Genomic DNA, 17,006 nt, shown 5'->3' on the forward strand with positions numbered 1-17,006 from the left:
ATGCGACTGCGCCTGCGCGAACCGCTGCTCTACCGCTGGCTGCGTCTGAAGCGCGCCGTCGACCGGCGGCCGCGCCCGGCCAGCGAACTCGGTACGCCGGCCATCCGCCGCATCCTGGCCATTTCCTGTACGGCACTCGGCGACACGCTGTTGTCGACGCCCGGGCTGCGGGCCTTGCGCCTGACCTATCCGCAGGCCCACATTACGCTGCTCGTTCATCCTTCGCTGCTCGCGCTGTTCACCGGGCTGGCCGAGGTTGACGAACTGATTCCCTACGACGGCAAGTGGCGCAGTTTCCGCCGCACGGCCCGGCAACTCAAAGACTACGATCTGGCGGCGATCTTCCACGGCAACGAACCGCAGGCGACACCGCTGGCCTACCTGTCCGGCGCCCGCCATATCTTCAAGCTGCCCAACAACAATCGCTGGAACTTCCTGTTGAGCAATCGGACGCCTTTGCTCGGCTGGGACGACCTCGGCCATGGCATCGCCCAACGGCTGGCCGTGGCGCGGCTGGCCGGGGCGGTTGGCGAACTTTCGCCGCGCATGACGGTACCGCTGCCGGCGGCCGGCGCCGCTGCATTGAGCACGGCTCTCGCCGAGCGCGGCTGGCAAGAGGCGAACATCGTCGCGCTGCAGCCCGGCGCCTCGACGATCAGCCGACGCTGGCCACGCTCGCGGTTCATCACGGCGGCGGTGCAACTGGCGCAGGCTTACCCCGATTTGCGCTTCGTGGTCAGCGGTTCTCCGGCCGAAGCGGCGCTCTGTCAGGAAGTGGCGGCCGGCATCGAAACGACGGCGCCGCTGGCCGGCGGCGTGCGAGCCTGGGCCTCGGCCGGCCAGTTGCCACTGATCGCCCTGCCGGCGCTGATGCAGCGCGCCCGCCTGCTGGTCACCGGCGATACCGGTCCGATGCATCTGGCGGTGACGGTCGGCACGCCGGTTGTCGCGCTGTTCGCCGTCTCCGATCCGGCGCGTTCCGGGCCGGGCTACGATCTGGACAAGCATGTGGTGATCCGCAAATGGCGGACCTGCGACCCCTGTTTTTCCAAGAACTGCCCCTATGCCGAGCCGATCTGCATGGACAACATCGCGGTCGACGAGGTGGTTGCCGCGGCGGCCACGATTTTGGCCCGGAAAAGCGCATGAGCACGCCGAAACGCATCCTGCTGCTCGATACCGGCAACGAATGGGGCGGCGGCACCAACAGCATGATCGAGCTGCTCAAGCGCCTCGACCGCAGCCGCTTTGCCGTCACCTGCTGCTTCTACAAGGATTACCGCAAGGGCCGGGATGGCCGCCTGCTCTCCGAGGAACTGGCCGACATTGGTATCCCGCTGATCCTGTTGCCGATCCGCCGCCAGCCGCTGTGGGCCAAGCTGGCCAAGGAAGTGGCGCGGGGCATTTTTTCCTGGTCGAGCCGGCTGAAAAAGCGTGCCGTTTTCGCCATCGAGCGGCGCTGGCGGGTCGCGCCCCGTGCCGCCGCCTTGCACCAGCTGCTGGTCGAGGGCGCCTTCGATCTGCTCTACATGAACAACCAGCCGGCCTCGAATCTGGAAGGCTATCTGGCCGGCCAGATAGCCGGCCTGCCGGTCGTCCAGCATTGCCGCATTGAGCCAACCCTGCAGGCCAGCGAGGCGGCCATCGTCAATCGCGTCGCATCGCGCGTCATCTGCGTTTCGCAAGGCGTAGCCGATGTCCTGGCCGCCCAGCATGTGGCGGAAAACCGGCTGCGCGTCGTCTATAACGCGATCGACAGCAGCGCCGCATTGCCGCCGCCGGTCGACGGCGTATTGCCGGCCGGCCCGGTGATCGGCACGGTCGGCCAGCTGACCGCCCGTAAGGGCGTCCAGCATCTGTTGCAGGCAGTGGCGACGCTGAAGGCCGAAGGCCGGCCGGTAAGCTGTCTGATTCTCGGCGAAGGGCCGCAGCGCGGCGAACTGGAAGCGCTGGCCGGCCAACTCGGCATCGCCGGCCAACTCCGCTTCGTCGGCTTCCAGCCCGTACCGCTGGCCTGGGTGCAGGCGATGGATGTCTGTGTCCTCTGTTCGAGCAAGGAAGGCCTGCCGCGCGTCGTCCTCGAAGCCATGCTGGCCGGCAAGCCGGTCGTCGGCTCCGATGTGACCGGTACCCGCGAACTGATCGTCCATGAAGAAACCGGCATCCTCTATCACCATGGCGACGTTCCGGCGCTGACCGCCGCTCTCCGCCGCCTGCTGTCCGACGCCCCGTTGCGCCAGGCCATGGGCGTGGCCGGGCGGCAGCGGGTGATCGAGAATTTCTCCATCGCCACCTATGTCGCCGGCGTGACCCAGGTGCTTGAGGAGGCCGGCGCATGATTTATCTGCTGCTCACCTGGCTGGCCGCCCCGTGGCTGTGGTGGCGTGCCGCCCGGCATCAGCCAGGTCCATCCCGTCGGATCCTCGTCATCCAGACCGCCAAGATCGGCGATTTTGTCGCTACTACGCCGGTTTTTCGTGCCTTGCGCCAACGCCTGCCGCAGGCCGAAATCGTTGCCCTGCTGCACCCGGTCAATCTACCGCTCGCTGCCGGCCTCGACAGCATCGACCGCTGCATCGCGCTGCCGCCCGGCGGTTTCAAGGGCTGGGCCGGCAAGCGCTGGCTGCTCGCGCAGTTGGCCGACGGCTACGATGGCGTGCTGGTTCTCTCCCCCAATCTGACGACCCTGCTGGCCCCGTTCTGGGCGGGCATCGCGCAACGCGTTTCGGTCTTGCCCGATCGGCGCCAGGGCAGTGCGCGTCTGGCCTGGCCGTTTCTGACCCACGGCGAAGCTCATGTTGCCGGCTGTCTCTTCCGCGAAACAGCGCTGCGGGCGCTGGCCGGGCTGGGCATTGCCGTCGATGATGCGCTGCTGACCTTGAGCAACGAAGTACCTTGCACGGCCGGCGGGGAGGCCAAGCGACAAGCCTTGTTTGCGGCATGCGCCGGGCCGTTCATCGGCATCGGGCTGGGCGCCGGCAACCGGATGAAGGCGCTGGATGCTGCGCAACTCAGGACGCTGGCCGGCCGGCTTGTCGAGCAAAGTGCGGCGACCCTGATTTTGATCGGCACCGCGGCGGACCAGCCTGGTGCCGCAGAATTGCTGGCGCTGCTGCCGCCCGGGCGCGCCATCGACACCACCGGCCAATGGAGCCTGAGCGAGCTTCCCTCGTTGCTGGCCGCGCTGGATTGTTTTGTCGGGGTCGATTCCGGCGCCACCTACATGGCCGATGCGCTCGGCGTGCCGGTCGTTGATTTCATGGGCCCGGCCGATGCCGGGGATCAGCGACCAACCGGCGCCCGGGCTGTGGTCATCCGCAGCGCCGAACCTTGCGCGCCCTGCTCGCACGCTTTCGATGCGCCGTATCGCTGCCATCTGGGGACACGGGCCTGCATCGTCGCCGCGCCGCTTGAGGCGATGGTGCGCGCTGTCTGCCAGCGCTTGGAGCAATGATGTTGCGCCGCTACGTCAAATCGATCAAAAAGGCCGTTCGCCGGCTGCAAAACCGGCTGTTTTCCGGCCGCAAGATACTGGTCCTCGGCGATTCGCATTGCGGCATCTTCGAGTATTGCTTTGACCACGGGTTGCTCGTGCCCCACTTGGTGAATTGCGAGATCGTCGCCGGCGCGACGGCATACGGCTTGAATAACGATGCATCGCAAACCGGAGCCTGGCAAAAGTTCGAGCGCGCCTTGCGGCGTTTTGCCGATTTCGATGTCGTGGTATTGATGCTCGGCGAATGCGATTGCAGTTTCGCGTTGCTGAAAAAAGCCGAGCGCCTGCATGTTTCAGCGGAATCGCTGATCGATCAGTCGCTTGCTGGCTTGCGCCGCCTGGTGCTGAAGGTTCGCGGCGATACTTCGTTGCCGGCTCGCCGGATCATTCTGGTCGGGGCGATTCTGCCGACCGTCGATGATTGCGCGGCAACCCGCCAGGAGAACGTTCTGCGCCGCGAGATCCGGACTTCGCAAGGCGAGCGGACGCGTCTGGTATTGTCCTTCAATGAAAAGCTCAGGCAATTGGCCGATGAAATGCAGGTCGGCTACTTCGATCTCACGGCTCAGACCATGAATCCGGAGACCGGCCTGGTCGATGGTCGTTTCGTTGCCTCAGCCGACGATCATCATTTATCCCATCCGGCCAGTGCGTCGCTCTGGGCCCGGGGACTGCTGAATAGCCTATGACAATTCGCGCCTTCGAAATTGCCTTCGGGCTTTTCCTGTTTATCCTGCCCATTCCCGGGACCATCGCCTTGCGTAACGTGCTGCTGCTTACGCTGCTATTGCTCATGGTCTTGTGCCGGCGCGAATTGCGCCAGGCCTATTCGCTTGATGTCTCGCGTGTGCCGGGGCTGGCTGGCTGGCTGGCCGCGCTCAGCGCGTGGATAGTGCTCCAGGCCGTCTGGATTTCCGATGAAACGGCCTGGGCGCTCAAGGAGTCGCTCAGTCAGTGGCTGCCGGCGCTGCTGGCAGCGGCAGTCGGCGTCGGCGCCGTATTGCTTGGACGCTTTGCCGGCTGGTCGCGGTCGCAAATGCTCGGCCGACTGGTCCTTCTCCTTCTTGCCCAGACCATCTTTTCGCTGCTTGTCTGCATCCCGGATTTCCTGGCCGACGGCGTCTTTCCGCAAGGCAAGACCATCCTGACCGCCGGCAAGCTGGAAATCAGCTACTGGAACAACCTGTTGCTCGCCTTTCTTGCCGTCGATGGCCTGACCCGATGGCTTTTTCGGCAGCGCCTCTGTTCCCTTCCGACCTCCGTGCTGGTCGGCGGCATCGTCATAGCGTTCTTCAGCAACCTGGCTTTTGGCGCCCGCAACGGAGTCATCGGCTCGTTATTGTTGCTCAGTTCGCTGCTGCTGCTTGTCCTCTGGCATGAGCGGAAGAGGCGTTCGGTCGGCAAAGTGTTGGGCGTTGTCGTGCTTGGTGTCGCTGTCATGAGCATTTTGGGCTGGGCCAACTACCAGCTTGATCCGCGCTGGGCAAGGTTTGAGGAGACGGCGCAGGTGGCCTGGCAGGCTGGCCCGAATCAGGCATGGCTGCACCCGGACGACACCGTGCTGCCGCGCCTGAAGTCCGGCGAGTCCGTCGAACCGTCGGCGTACTTCCGGATTGCCTGGATTCGGGCCGGCCTGAATCTGGTCGCTGACTACCCCTGGGGGGTCGGCTACGGGAGAAACGCTTTCGGGCACGCCTTGCGCAAGACGATGGAAACCCGCCTTGGCCATGCCCATAGCGGTCTCATCGACTGGACCGTCGGTCTCGGCATTCCCGGCCTCTGCCTGGCGGTCGGCTTCCTCTCCTGGGCCGCCTGGGTAGGGGTCCGGCGGTACTTTGCCGGGGCCGACCCGGCCGGCTTGATTCTCACTTTTGTCGTTGGCGGATTCTTCGGCCGGATGGCGCTCGACAGCATCAACCGGGATCACATGCTCATGGTTTTTTTCTTGGTTCTGGCAATCCTCCTTGCCGTGCGCGAGGAAACGGTAAAACAATGAAAATTCTCATCATCCGGCGCGACAACATCGGCGACCTGATCTGCACGACGCCGCTGTTCGAGGCCATCCGGCGCCAATACCCGCAGGCCTACATCGCGGCGCTGGTGAACAGCTACAACGCCCCGGCGATTGACGGCAATCCGCATCTCGATGCGATCTTTGCCTATACCAAGGGCAAGCATGCGGCCGGTGAGCCGGTCTGGCAGGCCTATCTGCGACGGGCAAAGCTGCTCTGGCAGCTGCGCCGGATGAATTTTGATTACGTCGTCCTGGCGAGCAGCGGCTTTGCCGCACGCTCGCTGAAACTGGCGCGGCTCCTGGCGCCGAAGCATATCGTCGGGTTCGTCACCAAAAAGAATTCCTCAGCCAGAATCGATCTGGCCATCCCGCACGGCAAAGACGGTCCGCTGCATGAGACCGAGGACATCTTTCGTCTGCTTGTCCCGTTGGGCATTGCCGGTGAAATACCGGGTCTGACGGTGCGTGCCGATGGTGATCTGGCGGCACGCCTGCATGGCCAGTTGCCGGCTGTTGTAGCGCTGGGCGACGGTCCTCTTGTCGCGTTGCACATCAGTGCCCGCAAGGAAAAACAGCGCTGGCCGGTAGAACGCTTCAGCGAACTGGCGCATCGGCTACACGAGCCACATGCCGCGCGTTTCCTGGTCTTCTGGTCGCCGGGTGACGAGAACAACCCCTTCCATCCCGGCGATGACGGCAAGGCAGCTCGCCTGCTGGCAGCGTTGTCCGACCTGCCGGTCGCACCGATGCGGACTGAGCATCTCTCCGAATTGATTGCCGGCCTGTCGCTGTGCGATGCGGCGGTGCTTTCCGATGGCGGGGCGATGCACGTCGCGGCCGGCCTCGGCAAACCGTTGGTCTGCTTTTTCGGCAATTCTTCAGTCGAACGCTGGCACCCGTGGGGTGTGCCCTACGAATTATTGCAAAAGCCGTCGCGCGATGTATCCGACATCAGCGTCGACGAAGCCGTCGACGCTTTTGGCCGGTTGCTATCCCGGCGCTAGTGCGCCGCCTCCCAGTTCGGCCCGACGCCCAGTTCGACGACCAGCGGTACTTTAAGTTCGGCGACCTGGCCCATTAGTCTGGGCAGGTGCATGCGTACCTCGTTCAGCTCGTCATCCGGTACTTCGAGGACCAGCTCGTCGTGCACCTGCAGCACCAGGCGCGATTTTCGGCCTGATTCCTCCAGCCAGTTCTGGACGGCAATCATCGCCAGCTTGATCAGGTCGGCGGCGGTGCCCTGCATCGGCGCGTTGATCGCGGCGCGTTCGGCGCCCTGGCGGCGATTGCCGTTGCTCGAGCGGATATCGGGGAACCACAGCCGGCGGCCGAAGGCGGTTTCGACGTAGCCCTTCTGGCGAGCGGTTTCGCGCGCTTCTTCCATGTACTGGGCGACCCCCGTGTAGCGGGCGAAATAGCGGTCGATGTAGATTTGCGCCGCACTGCGTTCCAGGCCGAGCTGGCGGGCCAGGCCGAAAGCGCTCATGCCGTAGATCAGGCCGAAGTTGATGCTCTTGGCGACGCGGCGCTGGTCGGGGCCGACTTCGAGCGGCGTGACGCCGAAAATTTCACCGGCCGTCGCGCGGTGCACGTCCTCGCCATGGGCGAAGGCATCGAGCAGGCCGGGGTCGCCGGAAAGATGCGCCATGATGCGCAGCTCGATCTGCGAATAGTCGGCCGAGACGATGCTGCTGCCGGCCGGCGCGATGAAGGCGGTACGGATTTTCCGGCCTTCTTCGCTGCGTACCGGAATGTTCTGCAGATTGGGGTCACTCGAGGCGAGGCGGCCGGTGACCACGGCGGCCTGGGCAAAGTGCGTATGGACCCGGCCGGTGGCCGGATTGACCATGCGTGGCAGCTTGTCGGTGTAGGTGCCCTTGAGCTTGGACAGGCTGCGGTGCTCGAGCAGCAGCTTGGGCAGCGGGTAATCGAGGGCCAGTTCGGAGAGCACTTCCTCGTCGGTCGACGGGCCGCCTGATGGTGTTTTCTTCTTGACCGGCAGGCCGAGCTTCTCGAATAGGATCTCGGCCAGCTGCTTGGGTGAGGCGAGGTTGAAGGGCTGGCCGGCCAGCTCGAAGGCCTGCGCTTCGAGGGCCATGATCTTCTGGCCCATTTCGTGGCTTTGCCGGGCCAGCACGGCGCTGTCGATCAGGATGCCGTTGCGTTCGATCCGCCAGATGACCTGGCGGGCCGGCATTTCGATGGCGTGATAGATGTAGGACAGGCCGGGCTCGGCGGCAAAGCGCGGATGCAGCGCCTGATGGACGCGCAGCGTGACGTCGGAATCTTCCGCCGAATAGGTCGCGGCGCGCTCGATATCGACCTGATCGAAGCCGATCTGCTTGGCACCCTTGCCGCACAGGTCTTCGTAGGCGATGGTGGCGAGACCGAGGTGGCGGCTGCACAACTGGCCGAGATCGTGACCCTTGTCAGACTCGATGACATAGCTCTGCAGCATCGTGTCGTGTTCGATACCGGCCAGCGCGATGCCGTGGTTGGCGAAGACGTGCTGGTCGTACTTGGCGTTCTGCAGCACTTTCTTGTGGCTGCTTGCTTCCAGCCAGGGCTTCAGCTTGGCCAGCACTTCGTCACGCGGCAACTGGTCGGGGGCGCCGGGAGCGGTGTGGGCGAGCGGGATGTAGCAGGCTTCGCCGACCTTGACCGACAGCGAAATGCCGACGATGCGGGCGGCAAACGAGTCGAGACTGGTCGTTTCGGTGTCGAGTGCGGTCAGTTCGGCGGCTTCGATTCTGGCCAGCCAGGCATCCAGTTGCGCCCAAGTGAAGACTGTCTCGTAGGCGACCGGAATCACCCCGGCCGGCTCTTGCTCAATGGGGGCTGGGCGGTTCCCGTCCTCGCTTGGTGCGGTGGAGGCGGCCGGCGCATCGAGATCGCGCAACCAACTCCGGAATTCATAGCGGCTGTACAGGCGGCGCAGGGTTTCGCTGTCGCGCGGCGTGGTGGTCAGCGCATTCGGGGCGGGCAGATTGGACAGGTCGCAGGCGACGGTGACCAGCTTCTTGCCGAGCGGGAGGAAGGCGAGGTGAGCGCGCAGGTTCTGGCCGACCACGCCGCCGATTTCATCGGCATGGGCGACGATGGCGTCGAGCGAGCCATACTGGGCCAGCCATTTCAGCGCGGTTTTCGGGCCGCACTTGGCAACGCCGGGCACGCCGTCGACGGTATCGCCGACCAGCGCCAGGTAATCGACGATGCGGCCCGGCGGTACGCCGAACTTGGCCTCGACCCCGGCTTCGTCGAGCAATTCGTTGCTCATCGTGTTGTACCAGCGGACCAGCGGGCTGACCAGCTGGGTCAGGTCCTTGTCGCCGGTCGAAATCAGCGTTTCGATGCCGTCCGCCGCGGCCTTGGTCGCCAGCGTGCCGATCACGTCGTCGGCCTCGACGCCATCGACCATCAGCAGCGGCCAGCCGGCGGCCTGGATGGCGGCGTGCAGCGGTTCGATCTGGCCGATCATTTCGTCCGGCATCGGCGGCCGGTGCGCCTTGTATTCCGGATACCAGTCGTCGCGGAAGGTCTTGCCCTTGGCGTCGAAGACGACGGCCTTGTAGTCTGCCTTGTAGTCGCTTTCCAGCCGGCGTAGCATGTTCAGGACGCCATAGATGGCGCCGGTCGGCTCGCCTGCCTTGTTGCGCAGGTCGGGCATGGCGTGGAAAGCGCGATAGAGATAGGACGAACCGTCCACCAACAACAAAAGAGGCATGAGAAGTGACGGAGAATGACAAACTGGTGATGGGCGTGGAATCCGAGGCCCTGCTGCAGGCGGCATCGGCCCGGGAATCCTGGCGGATTTTCGGCATTATGTCAGAGTTCGTCGAGGCGACCGAACGTCTGGCGGCGATCAAGCCGGCCGTCACCGTCTTCGGCAGCGCCCGCGTTCGGCCCGATTCGCCTTATTACATGCTGACGCAGCAGACGGCGCGGCTGCTCTCCGATTCCGGTTTCTCGGTGATCTCCGGGGGCGGCCCGGGGATCATGGAGGCGGCCAACAAGGGGGCGTTCTTCGGCAAGTCACCCTCGGTCGGCCTGAATATCCAGTTGTCGCACGAGCAGCAGACCAATCCTTACCAGGATATTTCGCAGACTTTCCGCCACTTCTTCGCCCGCAAATACATGTTCGTCCGCTTCGCCAGCGCCTATGTCGTGATGCCCGGCGGTTTCGGCACGCTGGACGAACTGATGGAAGCGCTGACCCTGATCCAGACCGGCAAGTCCCGCAAGATTCCGTTGATTCTGGTCTGTTCCGATTTCTGGAAGGGCATGATCGACTGGTTCAAGGAAAAACTGGTCGAGGAAAGAATGGTCGATCCGGAAGACATCAACCTGATCCAGATGATCGACGAGCCAGCCCTGGTCGTCGAAGCCATTTTCAAGCATTACGAAGCGCGTCCATTCGGGCCGTTGCCCAACGAGCGCGAGTTGATGCTCAACCTGTAATAAAATTGGCCCTAGACCAACGAGGAAAACCCCATGCGCCGTCTTCTCCCCATCCTGCTTCTCGCCGCCTTGCCCGTCTGGGCGCAGAACGATCTGCAGCCGCTACCCGCCGTGCCACCGCCGCCGCCCGGCATGGAGGCTTTCGACGAGGCGCTTGAGCCGCAGGTGACGATCGTCAAAGCCGAAAAGGAAACCCGCGAGGAATACCGCGTCAAGGGCAAGCTGTACATGGTCAAGGTGACGCCGGCCATCGGCCCGTCCTATTACCTGGTCGATCGTCTCGGCGACGGCAATTTCATCGAGGCGGACATCGGCAAAAACCCGGTCAAGCCACCGATGTGGATACTCCATAGCTGGTAAGTCTTGTCCGTCTATACCTCGGTCGGGCGCGACGAACTCGCTGCCTGGCTGCAGCCGCTGGCCCTCGGTGAGTTGATCGGGCATGCCGGCATCGCCGCCGGCATGCAGAATTCCAACTATTTCGTGACGACGGCCAGCGGCCGTTTCGTGCTCACCCTGTTCGAGCGCATCGAGCCGGCGGCGCTCGATTTCTACCTCGGCCTGATGGATCATCTGGCGCGCCGCGGCATTCCCTGTCCGCAGCCGCTGGCCGACCGGCAAGGCCGGCGCTGGCGGCTCTTGGCCGGCAAGCCGGCGGCGCTGCTCAGTTGCCTGCCCGGCGCCATCGAAGAATCGCCAAGCCCCGCGCAGTGCGAAGCGCTCGGCGAAATGCTGGCGCGTATGCATCTGGCCGGGGCCGACCTGCAGAATCCCCTGGCCAATCCCTGCGGCGCCGCCTGGCGCCAGGCGACCGGCGAGGTCCTGATGCCGATGCTGGCGTCCGCCGAGCGCAGCCTGCTGGCCGACGAACTGGCCTTCCAGGCGGCCCAGGATTTCTCGGCCTTGCCGCGCGGCATCATCCACGCCGATCTCTTTCGCGACAACGTGCTGTGGGATGAAGCGGGGCGGCTTTCCGGCGTGCTCGACTTCTATTTCGCCGGTGAGGACTGTTTATTGTTCGATCTGGCCGTCGTCGCCAACGAGTGGTGTTTCAACCACGCAACATTGTCCCAACTGCTCGCCGGCTACCGCCGCCAGCGCCCGTTGAGCGAGGCCGAGATGGCCGCCTGGCCGGCCATGCGGCGGGCCGCCGCGCTGCGTTTCTGGCTGCTCCGGCTGGACGCCCGACACCGGCCGCGCGATGGCGAGGTGGTGACGATCAAGGATCCGGAGCATTTTGGCCAGATGCTGGCACGTTTCCGCCTTGCTCCCGAGGCGCTCCCCCGTTAGCATCCGCGCATGAACGAAACTACCGAATTTCCGCTGGAGCCGGCGCCTTTCAACGGTGAAAGCCGTGAAGTCGACCCCGGCGCCTGTTTTGACTGGCTGCAACAGGGCTGGACGATGTTCCTGGTCAACCCCGGGGTATGGATCGGCAGCACCATGCTGCTGCTGATCATGCTGATGGCCATCTCGATCGTGCCATTTTTCGGCCAGATCGCCGCCCACCTGCTGGTCCCGCTGTTCGGCGCCGGCATGGTGCAGATCTGTCGGCATATGGGCGACGAGCGCCAGGCCGAAATTGCCGATCTGTTTGCCGGTTTTCGCCATAACGCCGGTCAGCTGGTAATGGTCGGCGTCTTCTTTGCCGCCGGTGTTTTCGGCCTCGCCTTCATCGCCTTCCTACTGGTCAGCGGCGGCGTCTTCGGTGGCGTCGTCACCGGCAAGATCGCCGGCTTCGGCATTGCGCTGGGCGGGGTGATGCTGGCCGGGCTGGTCGTCGCGATCTTGTCGGTTCCGGTCATCATGGCCACCTGGTTCGCGCCGGCCCTGGTCTTCTTTCACGACATGAAGCCGGCCGCGGCGATGCGGGCGAGTTTCGATGCCGGCGCCAAGAACTGGCTGGCCATGCTGATCTTTGGCGTCTTTCTCGTCGTTGCGCTGTTCTTTGCCATGCTGCCGCTCGGTCTCGGCTTGCTGCTGCTGCTGCCGATATTTTCCGGCGCGGTGTACGCGTCCTACCGCGACATTTTCGTCGGGACCTGACGGTGCGCGCCCAGACTCTTCCCGCCGCCGCCGGCTGGCGCTGGATCGTCGCCGGCTTGGCGATCTTCCGGCGCAATCCGCTGACTTTCTCGATGCTGGTGGTCACCTACTGGTTCACCGTGATTTTCCTCAACGTCCTGCCGCTGATCGGCGCGGTGGCGGCTTCGCTGGTCATTCCCGGTCTTTCCGTCGGATTGATGCAGGCGGCGCGCAACCTCGAACGCAGCCAGCCGATCGGGTTGCAAACCCTGTATGGCGGGCTGAAGGAAAACACCAGGACGCTGATCGGCCTCGGCGCCCTCTATCTCTGTTGCACCCTCGGCATTCTTGGCGCCTCGACCTTGGCCGACGGCGGCGATCTGCTGCGCTACATGCTGGCCTCCAGCCGGGCCGAACGAGCGGCCGTCGAAGATGCCGATTTCCTGCTGCCCTCGCTGGTCGTCATGATCATGCTCGTGCCGCTGCTGATGGCCTACTGGTTCGCCCCGGTGCTGGCCGCCTGGCATCGCTTGCCGATCGGCAAGTCGCTGTTTTTCAGCTTTGTCGCCTGCTGGATCAACTGGCGGCCTTTCCTCGCCTACAGCATCGGCCTGCTGCTGTTTGCCGGGGTCGTTCCGGGCATCCTGCTCGGCCTGCTGCTGATCCTCTTTCCGGGTGCCGCAAGTTTGATCGCCGGGCTGGTCATGGTGCCCATCGCGCTGATTATCGCGCCGGTGATCTTTGCCAGCTTCTACGCCAGTTACCGCGATATTTTCGGCATCTCCGAAATTGTCTGAGCCTTTAGGCCTGTTCGGCGGCACCTTCGATCCCGTGCACTTCGGCCACCTGCGGCTGGCCGAGGAAGCCATCGGTCAGCTTGGCCTGGGCGGCGTGCGCTGGATTCCCGCCGGGCATCCGCCGCACCGTGGCCCACCACAGGTGACGGCCGAGCAGCGGCTGGCGATGGTGCGCCAAGCGACGGCCGGAAATCCCCGGTTTTCGATCGACCCCGGCGAGGTCGAAGCGAGCGCCCCGAGCTATACCGTGCATACGCTGGAGCGCCTGCGGGGCGAACTCGGCGCCGGGCAATCGCTGGTCCTGCTGGTCGGCGCCGATGCCTTTGCCGGCTTGACCACCTGGCACCGCTGGTCGGAGCTTTTCGCGCTGGCCCATATCGCCATTTCGCACCGCCCGGGCTTTCCGGTCGAAGCCGCCAGCCTGCCGCCGGAACTGGCCAGCCAGTTCAAGACGCGCCAGCTGAGCGATATGGCGCAGTTGAAAAGCGCGCCGGCCGGCCGCATTGCCACCTTTGCCATGACCCAGCTCGCCATTTCGGCGACCCAAATCCGAAAACTGTTGTCTAACGGCCTTTCCGCGCGCTATTTGCTGCCGGATAGCGTTCTCGACTATATTGACCTTCACCAACTCTACAGAAATAGGCTCTAAACCCTGATGGATATCCGCAAGCTGCAAAAAATCGTCGTTTCCGCCCTTGAAGACATCAAAGGCAAGGACATCGAAGTCATCAACACCACCAAGCTGACCTCGATGTTCGATCGTCTGGTCATCGCCACCGGCGATTCCAACCGCCAGGTCAAGGCATTGGCCGGCAACGTCCAGGAAAAGGTCAAGGAAGCCGGCGGCGAGGTGTTGTCCACCGAAGGTGAAGACGGCGGCGAATGGGTGCTGGTCGATCTGGGCGACATCATCGTCCACGTCATGCAACCGACCGTGCGCCAGTACTACAACCTCGAAGAACTCTGGCAGGCCACGCCTTCCCAGCGCCGCAAGGCAACGGAGCAGGCTGCGTCTGAATGAAACTGAGCGTACTCGCTGTCGGCCATCGCCAGCCCGACTGGGTGAGCGACGGCTGTGCCGAGTACCTCAAGCGCCTGCCGCGCGAATTGGCAGTCAGCGTCACTGAAATCAAGCCCGAGCCACGCGGCTCGAAAACACGCGAGCAACTGCTGGCCGCCGAAAAAGGGCGGATCCGCGATGCCCTGGGTTCGGGCTGTCGCATTGTCGTGCTCGATGAAAAAGGCGACGACCTGACGACGCTCAAGCTGGCCCGTCGGCTGGAAGTCTGGATGCAGGACGGCCGCGACGTGGCGCTGCTGATCGGCGGGGCGGACGGGCTGGATGAAGAATTCAAACAACAGGCCGACGACAAGTTGCGCCTGTCCAGCCTGACGCTGCCGCACGGCATGGCGCGCCTGGTGCTGTGCGAGCAGCTGTACCGGGCGGTCAGCGTACTGAAAAACCATCCATATCATCGGGAGGGATGATGCGTCTTTACCTTTCTTCGCGTAGCCCGCGGCGCCGCGAACTGTTGACCCAGATGGGCATTGCGTTCGACACCATCGTTTTTCGCGATGGCTTGCGCAGCGACTCGGCCACCGATGAAACGCCGTTTTCCGCCGAAGACCCGGTCATTTACGTCGAGCGCGTTACCCGTGCCAAGGCTGAGCACGGGCTGAAAATCGTCAATGAACGCAAGCTGCCGCTGCGCCCGGTGCTGGCCGCCGATACGACGCTCGAATTCGACGGCCAGATCATCGGCAAGCCGGTTGATATGGCTGACGCTGTCAGTATCCTGCGCCGCCTGTCCGGCCACACCCACCGCGTGCTGACCGGTGTGGCGCTCGATCACATGGGGCGGACCGAATACGTGCTGTCGCGCAGCGAAGTGCGCTTTCGCACGCTGGATGAGGAAGAAATCCGCCATTACGTGCTGAGCGGTGAACCGATGGACAAGGCCGGCGCCTACGGCATCCAGGGGCGCGGCGGGATGTTCGTCGAACATCTGTCGGGCAGCTTTTCCGGGGTCATGGGTCTGCCGGTCTGCGAAACCGGCGAGTTGCTCAAGCGTTTCGGCTGGCGCTTCTGAGCAGTCCGGGCCCGTCCGGCGGCTAGCCTGGCCGGGCGCCGAGGGCGACGATCGCTTCGGCCGCCTGGCGGGCGCCGCCGACCGCCGGCCGTGGCGGCCGCGGTTGCTGCCACAGGGCGCTCAGCGCTTCAGCCAGTTGCCCGTCGGCCAGCCGGCCGGCCGCGATCTCCAGACTGGGCGCATGGCCGGCCAGCCAATCGATCAGACAGTCCTGTTCCGGCCAGTCCTCCCGTCGCTGATAGAGCACCGGCGTGCCATTGGCGGCCGCTTCGGTGAAGGTGCCGTAGCCGGGCTTGGTGACGATCGCGTCGACCGAACACAGCAGATCCGTAAAACTCAGCCCGAAGCTCTCGACGGTCAGCGCATCCGGGTGACGGCATTGCCAGTCGGCGGCGACCAGCCAGCGGAGGCCGGGCCGGCGCGGCCATTGGTCGACCGGCAGGTGGTGGGCGATGCCGCCCATGGCGACCAGCACGGCCCGGTCGCCGCCCAAGCCGAGGTCGTGTTTTTGGCCGAGTGCGGCAATCGGGCCGATGGCCCGGACGTTGCCCAGGCTGTCCATCGGCATGCCGGGCGTGACGCGCAGAAAGGCCTTGGCCGCCCGGTAGGCGGCGAGCATCTCGGCATGTATCGCGGCGGCCCACGGTTCGTCAGCGAAATAGTGGGCAAACAGATCGGCCCAGTTCAGCGAACACAGACTGAGGGCCGGAATGCCGGCCGCGGCGGCGCCGGCCAGCGGCAGATAGCTGACATTGGTCAGCACGAGGTCCGGCTTGAGCCGGCTCAGCCAGGCCGCTTCGGCGGCCACACTGGCCGGCCAGTCGGCATGGGCCTGGCGGTAGGCGGCGGCGCTGGCCGGCCGGTCGATGCGGGTGGCGTCGAGCATCACGTAGCCGAAATCGGTGCGCTCTTCGATCAAGGTAAACGGCACGTCGATGCGTTGCCGGAGTTTGCTGGCGGGCAGCCGTGTCCGGATGGTCAGGCGGTAGTTCGGGACGATTTCCGCCAGGGTATTGAGGACCGGGGCGGTGATGGCGAGATGACCGAAGCCGTGGCTGGAGATGTCGACAAAAAGGTGCAGTGGATTGAGCATGGCGGCGCCATGGTAGCAGCTTGGCAAAAGCGCTTTGTCATCTCCCGGAAGTGCGCCGGTGCTATGCTGCCCAAGGGAATGCTGGAGTGTGATTCCCGACAACCTACCGCGAAAATAAATAAAGGAGAGTTCCTTATGAATACGTTGCGCAGAGTCGTCGTAGCATCACTCGTTGGCCTGGGGGCCGGGCTGCTTGCCCCAGTGGCCATCGCCGTCGATAACAGTTCGCTGGATCAGCCGGCATTTCGCGAGCATAAGGCCACTTACGGCCTGGTTTACCGCTTGCCGCCGGAAGTCACTGCGCTTCTCGACAGCAAGATTTCGCCGCCGTTGCGTGAGCGCCTGATCAAGTTGGGCCTGGTAAACGAGGCGCGCACCTTCAATCTGCCGCACGTGACGGTGCTGCACATTCACAGTGCCGACCCGACGACCCCGGCAAAAATGCTCAAGGCCTTGCCCGGCATGCCGCCGCCAATCACGCTGACGCTGAAGAGTTTCTACAACACCGAGGCCGCCAAGGGAGCCGGTGCGCCCTGGTGGTTCGACTTGGGCGTGGTGAAGAGCGGCTCGGGCTATAGCGACATGATGTCCTTCAACACCGTGGCGACGGCCGCCTTGACGCCATTGCGCGATGGGCCGCTGCCGCGTTGCACCGGACCGGTGTTCGCCAAGATGAGCGAGGCAGCGAAGGAACTGACGCGCACGGTCGGCGTCAGCGGCGTCAATGTCTTCAAGGACGGCAAGGAAACCGCTTCGCATAATCCGCACACCACGCTGGTGTACAGCATGACGCCTTACGACGAGCGGGTGCAGGCGGCCATGAAGGATGTCGCCGACGAAATGAACCGGATTTTGCCGAATGGCATCGACACCCAGTTCAAGGATGTTTCCATCGTCGAGATCGGCTTCATGGGCAACGTGCTGCGCGAGTTCTACCGGATCAGCCTGGAAAATGGCTCGGCCTGGGATGTGAGCAGCGGCAAGGCAGTGCCGGTCGGCAAATAACGGCCGGGGCAATAGCCAAAGGGGGCGC

At 64.3% G+C, this 17,006-nt stretch carries 18 protein-coding genes; 16 read left to right on the forward strand and 2 right to left on the reverse strand.

Going from position 1 to position 17,006, the window contains the following annotated elements:
• The 6 genes from KI611_RS00735 to KI611_RS00760 are packed head-to-tail and all read left to right on the forward strand — an operon-like array spanning position 1 to position 6,514.
• Positions 1-1,149 (forward strand): glycosyltransferase family 9 protein, encoded by a 1,149-nt coding sequence (locus KI611_RS00735; RefSeq protein ID WP_226417936.1) that lies wholly within the window; start codon positions 1-3, stop codon positions 1,147-1,149.
• The gene (locus KI611_RS00740; protein WP_226417937.1) at positions 1,146-2,339 is read left to right on the forward strand and encodes a glycosyltransferase; all 1,194 of its coding nucleotides are present in this window, start codon (positions 1,146-1,148) and stop codon (positions 2,337-2,339) included. Before KI611_RS00735 ends, KI611_RS00740 begins: the two co-directional genes overlap by 4 nt.
• Entirely contained in the window at positions 2,336-3,454 is a 1,119-nt protein-coding gene (locus KI611_RS00745) for a glycosyltransferase family 9 protein (protein ID WP_226417938.1), read from the forward strand. The genes KI611_RS00740 and KI611_RS00745 overlap by 4 nt, the downstream gene beginning before the upstream one ends.
• A complete protein-coding gene (locus KI611_RS00750) occupies positions 3,454-4,185 on the forward strand; it encodes a hypothetical protein (protein WP_226417939.1) in 732 nt (243 codons plus the stop codon). Before KI611_RS00745 ends, KI611_RS00750 begins: the two co-directional genes overlap by 1 nt.
• The gene (locus KI611_RS00755; RefSeq protein WP_226417940.1) at positions 4,182-5,492 is read left to right on the forward strand and encodes an O-antigen ligase family protein; all 1,311 of its coding nucleotides are present in this window, start codon (positions 4,182-4,184) and stop codon (positions 5,490-5,492) included. The genes KI611_RS00750 and KI611_RS00755 overlap by 4 nt, the downstream gene beginning before the upstream one ends.
• Positions 5,489-6,514 (forward strand): glycosyltransferase family 9 protein, encoded by a 1,026-nt coding sequence (locus tag KI611_RS00760; protein WP_226417941.1) that lies wholly within the window; start codon positions 5,489-5,491, stop codon positions 6,512-6,514. Before KI611_RS00755 ends, KI611_RS00760 begins: the two co-directional genes overlap by 4 nt.
• Here KI611_RS00760 and polA read toward each other — a convergent pair.
• Positions 6,511-9,234, reverse strand: a complete 2,724-nt coding sequence (gene polA / locus KI611_RS00765; protein ID WP_226417942.1) for a DNA polymerase I — start codon at positions 9,232-9,234, stop codon at positions 6,511-6,513. The genes KI611_RS00760 and polA overlap by 4 nt on opposite strands.
• A gap of 5 nt (positions 9,235-9,239) precedes the next feature.
• On the opposite strand from polA, the gene KI611_RS00770 reads away from it, so the two are divergent.
• From KI611_RS00770 to KI611_RS00810, 9 genes are read left to right on the forward strand one after another with little or no spacing between them, the layout of a single operon-like run.
• Entirely contained in the window at positions 9,240-9,968 is a 729-nt protein-coding gene (locus KI611_RS00770) for a TIGR00730 family Rossman fold protein (protein ID WP_413463926.1), read from the forward strand.
• 33 nt (positions 9,969-10,001) lie between these two features.
• Complete coding sequence (locus KI611_RS00775; RefSeq protein WP_226417943.1) at positions 10,002-10,328, forward strand: DUF2782 domain-containing protein; 327 nt, start codon at positions 10,002-10,004, stop codon at positions 10,326-10,328.
• Positions 10,329-10,331: 3 nt separating this feature from the next.
• Positions 10,332-11,258, forward strand: a complete 927-nt coding sequence (locus tag KI611_RS00780; RefSeq protein ID WP_226417944.1) for a homoserine kinase — start codon at positions 10,332-10,334, stop codon at positions 11,256-11,258.
• Positions 11,259-11,267: 9 nt separating this feature from the next.
• Complete coding sequence (locus KI611_RS00785) at positions 11,268-12,014, forward strand: BPSS1780 family membrane protein (RefSeq protein ID WP_226417945.1); 747 nt, start codon at positions 11,268-11,270, stop codon at positions 12,012-12,014.
• Between the two features lie 2 nt (positions 12,015-12,016).
• The gene (locus KI611_RS00790) at positions 12,017-12,790 is read left to right on the forward strand and encodes a BPSS1780 family membrane protein (protein WP_226417946.1); all 774 of its coding nucleotides are present in this window, start codon (positions 12,017-12,019) and stop codon (positions 12,788-12,790) included.
• Positions 12,783-13,439 carry a nicotinate-nucleotide adenylyltransferase gene (gene nadD, locus KI611_RS00795; RefSeq protein WP_226417947.1) on the forward strand — a complete coding sequence of 219 codons (657 nt, stop codon included), beginning with the start codon at positions 12,783-12,785 and terminating at the stop codon, positions 13,437-13,439. Before KI611_RS00790 ends, nadD begins: the two co-directional genes overlap by 8 nt.
• 6 nt (positions 13,440-13,445) lie before the next feature.
• Positions 13,446-13,811: a ribosome silencing factor gene (gene rsfS, locus KI611_RS00800; protein WP_226417948.1), complete on the forward strand. Its 366-nt coding sequence runs from the start codon at positions 13,446-13,448 to the stop codon at positions 13,809-13,811.
• A complete protein-coding gene (gene rlmH / locus KI611_RS00805) occupies positions 13,808-14,278 on the forward strand; it encodes a 23S rRNA (pseudouridine(1915)-N(3))-methyltransferase RlmH (protein WP_226417949.1) in 471 nt (156 codons plus the stop codon). The genes rsfS and rlmH overlap by 4 nt, the downstream gene beginning before the upstream one ends.
• Positions 14,278-14,880, forward strand: coding sequence for a Maf family protein (locus KI611_RS00810; RefSeq protein WP_226417950.1), 603 nt, complete (start codon positions 14,278-14,280; stop codon positions 14,878-14,880). Before rlmH ends, KI611_RS00810 begins: the two co-directional genes overlap by 1 nt.
• A 22-nt stretch (positions 14,881-14,902) precedes the next feature.
• On the opposite strand, the gene KI611_RS00815 is transcribed toward KI611_RS00810, so the two are convergent.
• A complete protein-coding gene (locus KI611_RS00815) occupies positions 14,903-15,973 on the reverse strand; it encodes a hypothetical protein (protein ID WP_226417951.1) in 1,071 nt (356 codons plus the stop codon).
• Positions 15,974-16,108: 135 nt separating this feature from the next.
• Between KI611_RS00815 and KI611_RS00820 the strand changes: the two genes are divergently transcribed.
• On the forward strand, positions 16,109-16,978 hold the full coding sequence (locus KI611_RS00820; protein WP_226417952.1) for a hypothetical protein: 870 nt from the start codon (positions 16,109-16,111) through the stop codon (positions 16,976-16,978).
• Positions 16,979-17,006 lie beyond the last annotated feature (28 nt).

Source organism: Dechloromonas denitrificans (genome assembly GCF_020510685.1).
Classification (GTDB): Bacteria; Pseudomonadota; Gammaproteobacteria; order Burkholderiales; family Rhodocyclaceae; genus Azonexus; species Azonexus denitrificans_A.

What these genes read in the sequence shown, in the direction of transcription:
- polA (WP_226417942.1), bottom strand. Translation starts at nt 9,234, where the DNA reads ATGCCTCTTTTGTTGTTGGTGGACGGTTCGTCCTATCTCTATCGCGCT.
- rsfS (WP_226417948.1), top strand. Translation starts at nt 13,446, where the DNA reads ATGGATATCCGCAAGCTGCAAAAAATCGTCGTTTCCGCCCTTGAAGAC.
- KI611_RS00775 (WP_226417943.1), top strand. Translation starts at nt 10,002, where the DNA reads ATGCGCCGTCTTCTCCCCATCCTGCTTCTCGCCGCCTTGCCCGTCTGG.
- KI611_RS00750 (WP_226417939.1), top strand. Translation starts at nt 3,454, where the DNA reads ATGTTGCGCCGCTACGTCAAATCGATCAAAAAGGCCGTTCGCCGGCTG.
- KI611_RS00785 (WP_226417945.1), top strand. Translation starts at nt 11,268, where the DNA reads ATGAACGAAACTACCGAATTTCCGCTGGAGCCGGCGCCTTTCAACGGT.
- KI611_RS00815 (WP_226417951.1), bottom strand. Translation starts at nt 15,973, where the DNA reads ATGCTCAATCCACTGCACCTTTTTGTCGACATCTCCAGCCACGGCTTC.
- KI611_RS00745 (WP_226417938.1), top strand. Translation starts at nt 2,336, where the DNA reads ATGATTTATCTGCTGCTCACCTGGCTGGCCGCCCCGTGGCTGTGGTGG.
- KI611_RS00755 (WP_226417940.1), top strand. Translation starts at nt 4,182, where the DNA reads ATGACAATTCGCGCCTTCGAAATTGCCTTCGGGCTTTTCCTGTTTATC.
- KI611_RS00740 (WP_226417937.1), top strand. Translation starts at nt 1,146, where the DNA reads ATGAGCACGCCGAAACGCATCCTGCTGCTCGATACCGGCAACGAATGG.
- rlmH (WP_226417949.1), top strand. Translation starts at nt 13,808, where the DNA reads ATGAAACTGAGCGTACTCGCTGTCGGCCATCGCCAGCCCGACTGGGTG.
- KI611_RS00820 (WP_226417952.1), top strand. Translation starts at nt 16,109, where the DNA reads ATGAATACGTTGCGCAGAGTCGTCGTAGCATCACTCGTTGGCCTGGGG.
- KI611_RS00810 (WP_226417950.1), top strand. Translation starts at nt 14,278, where the DNA reads ATGCGTCTTTACCTTTCTTCGCGTAGCCCGCGGCGCCGCGAACTGTTG.
- KI611_RS00760 (WP_226417941.1), top strand. Translation starts at nt 5,489, where the DNA reads ATGAAAATTCTCATCATCCGGCGCGACAACATCGGCGACCTGATCTGC.
- KI611_RS00735 (WP_226417936.1), top strand. Translation starts at nt 1, where the DNA reads ATGCGACTGCGCCTGCGCGAACCGCTGCTCTACCGCTGGCTGCGTCTG.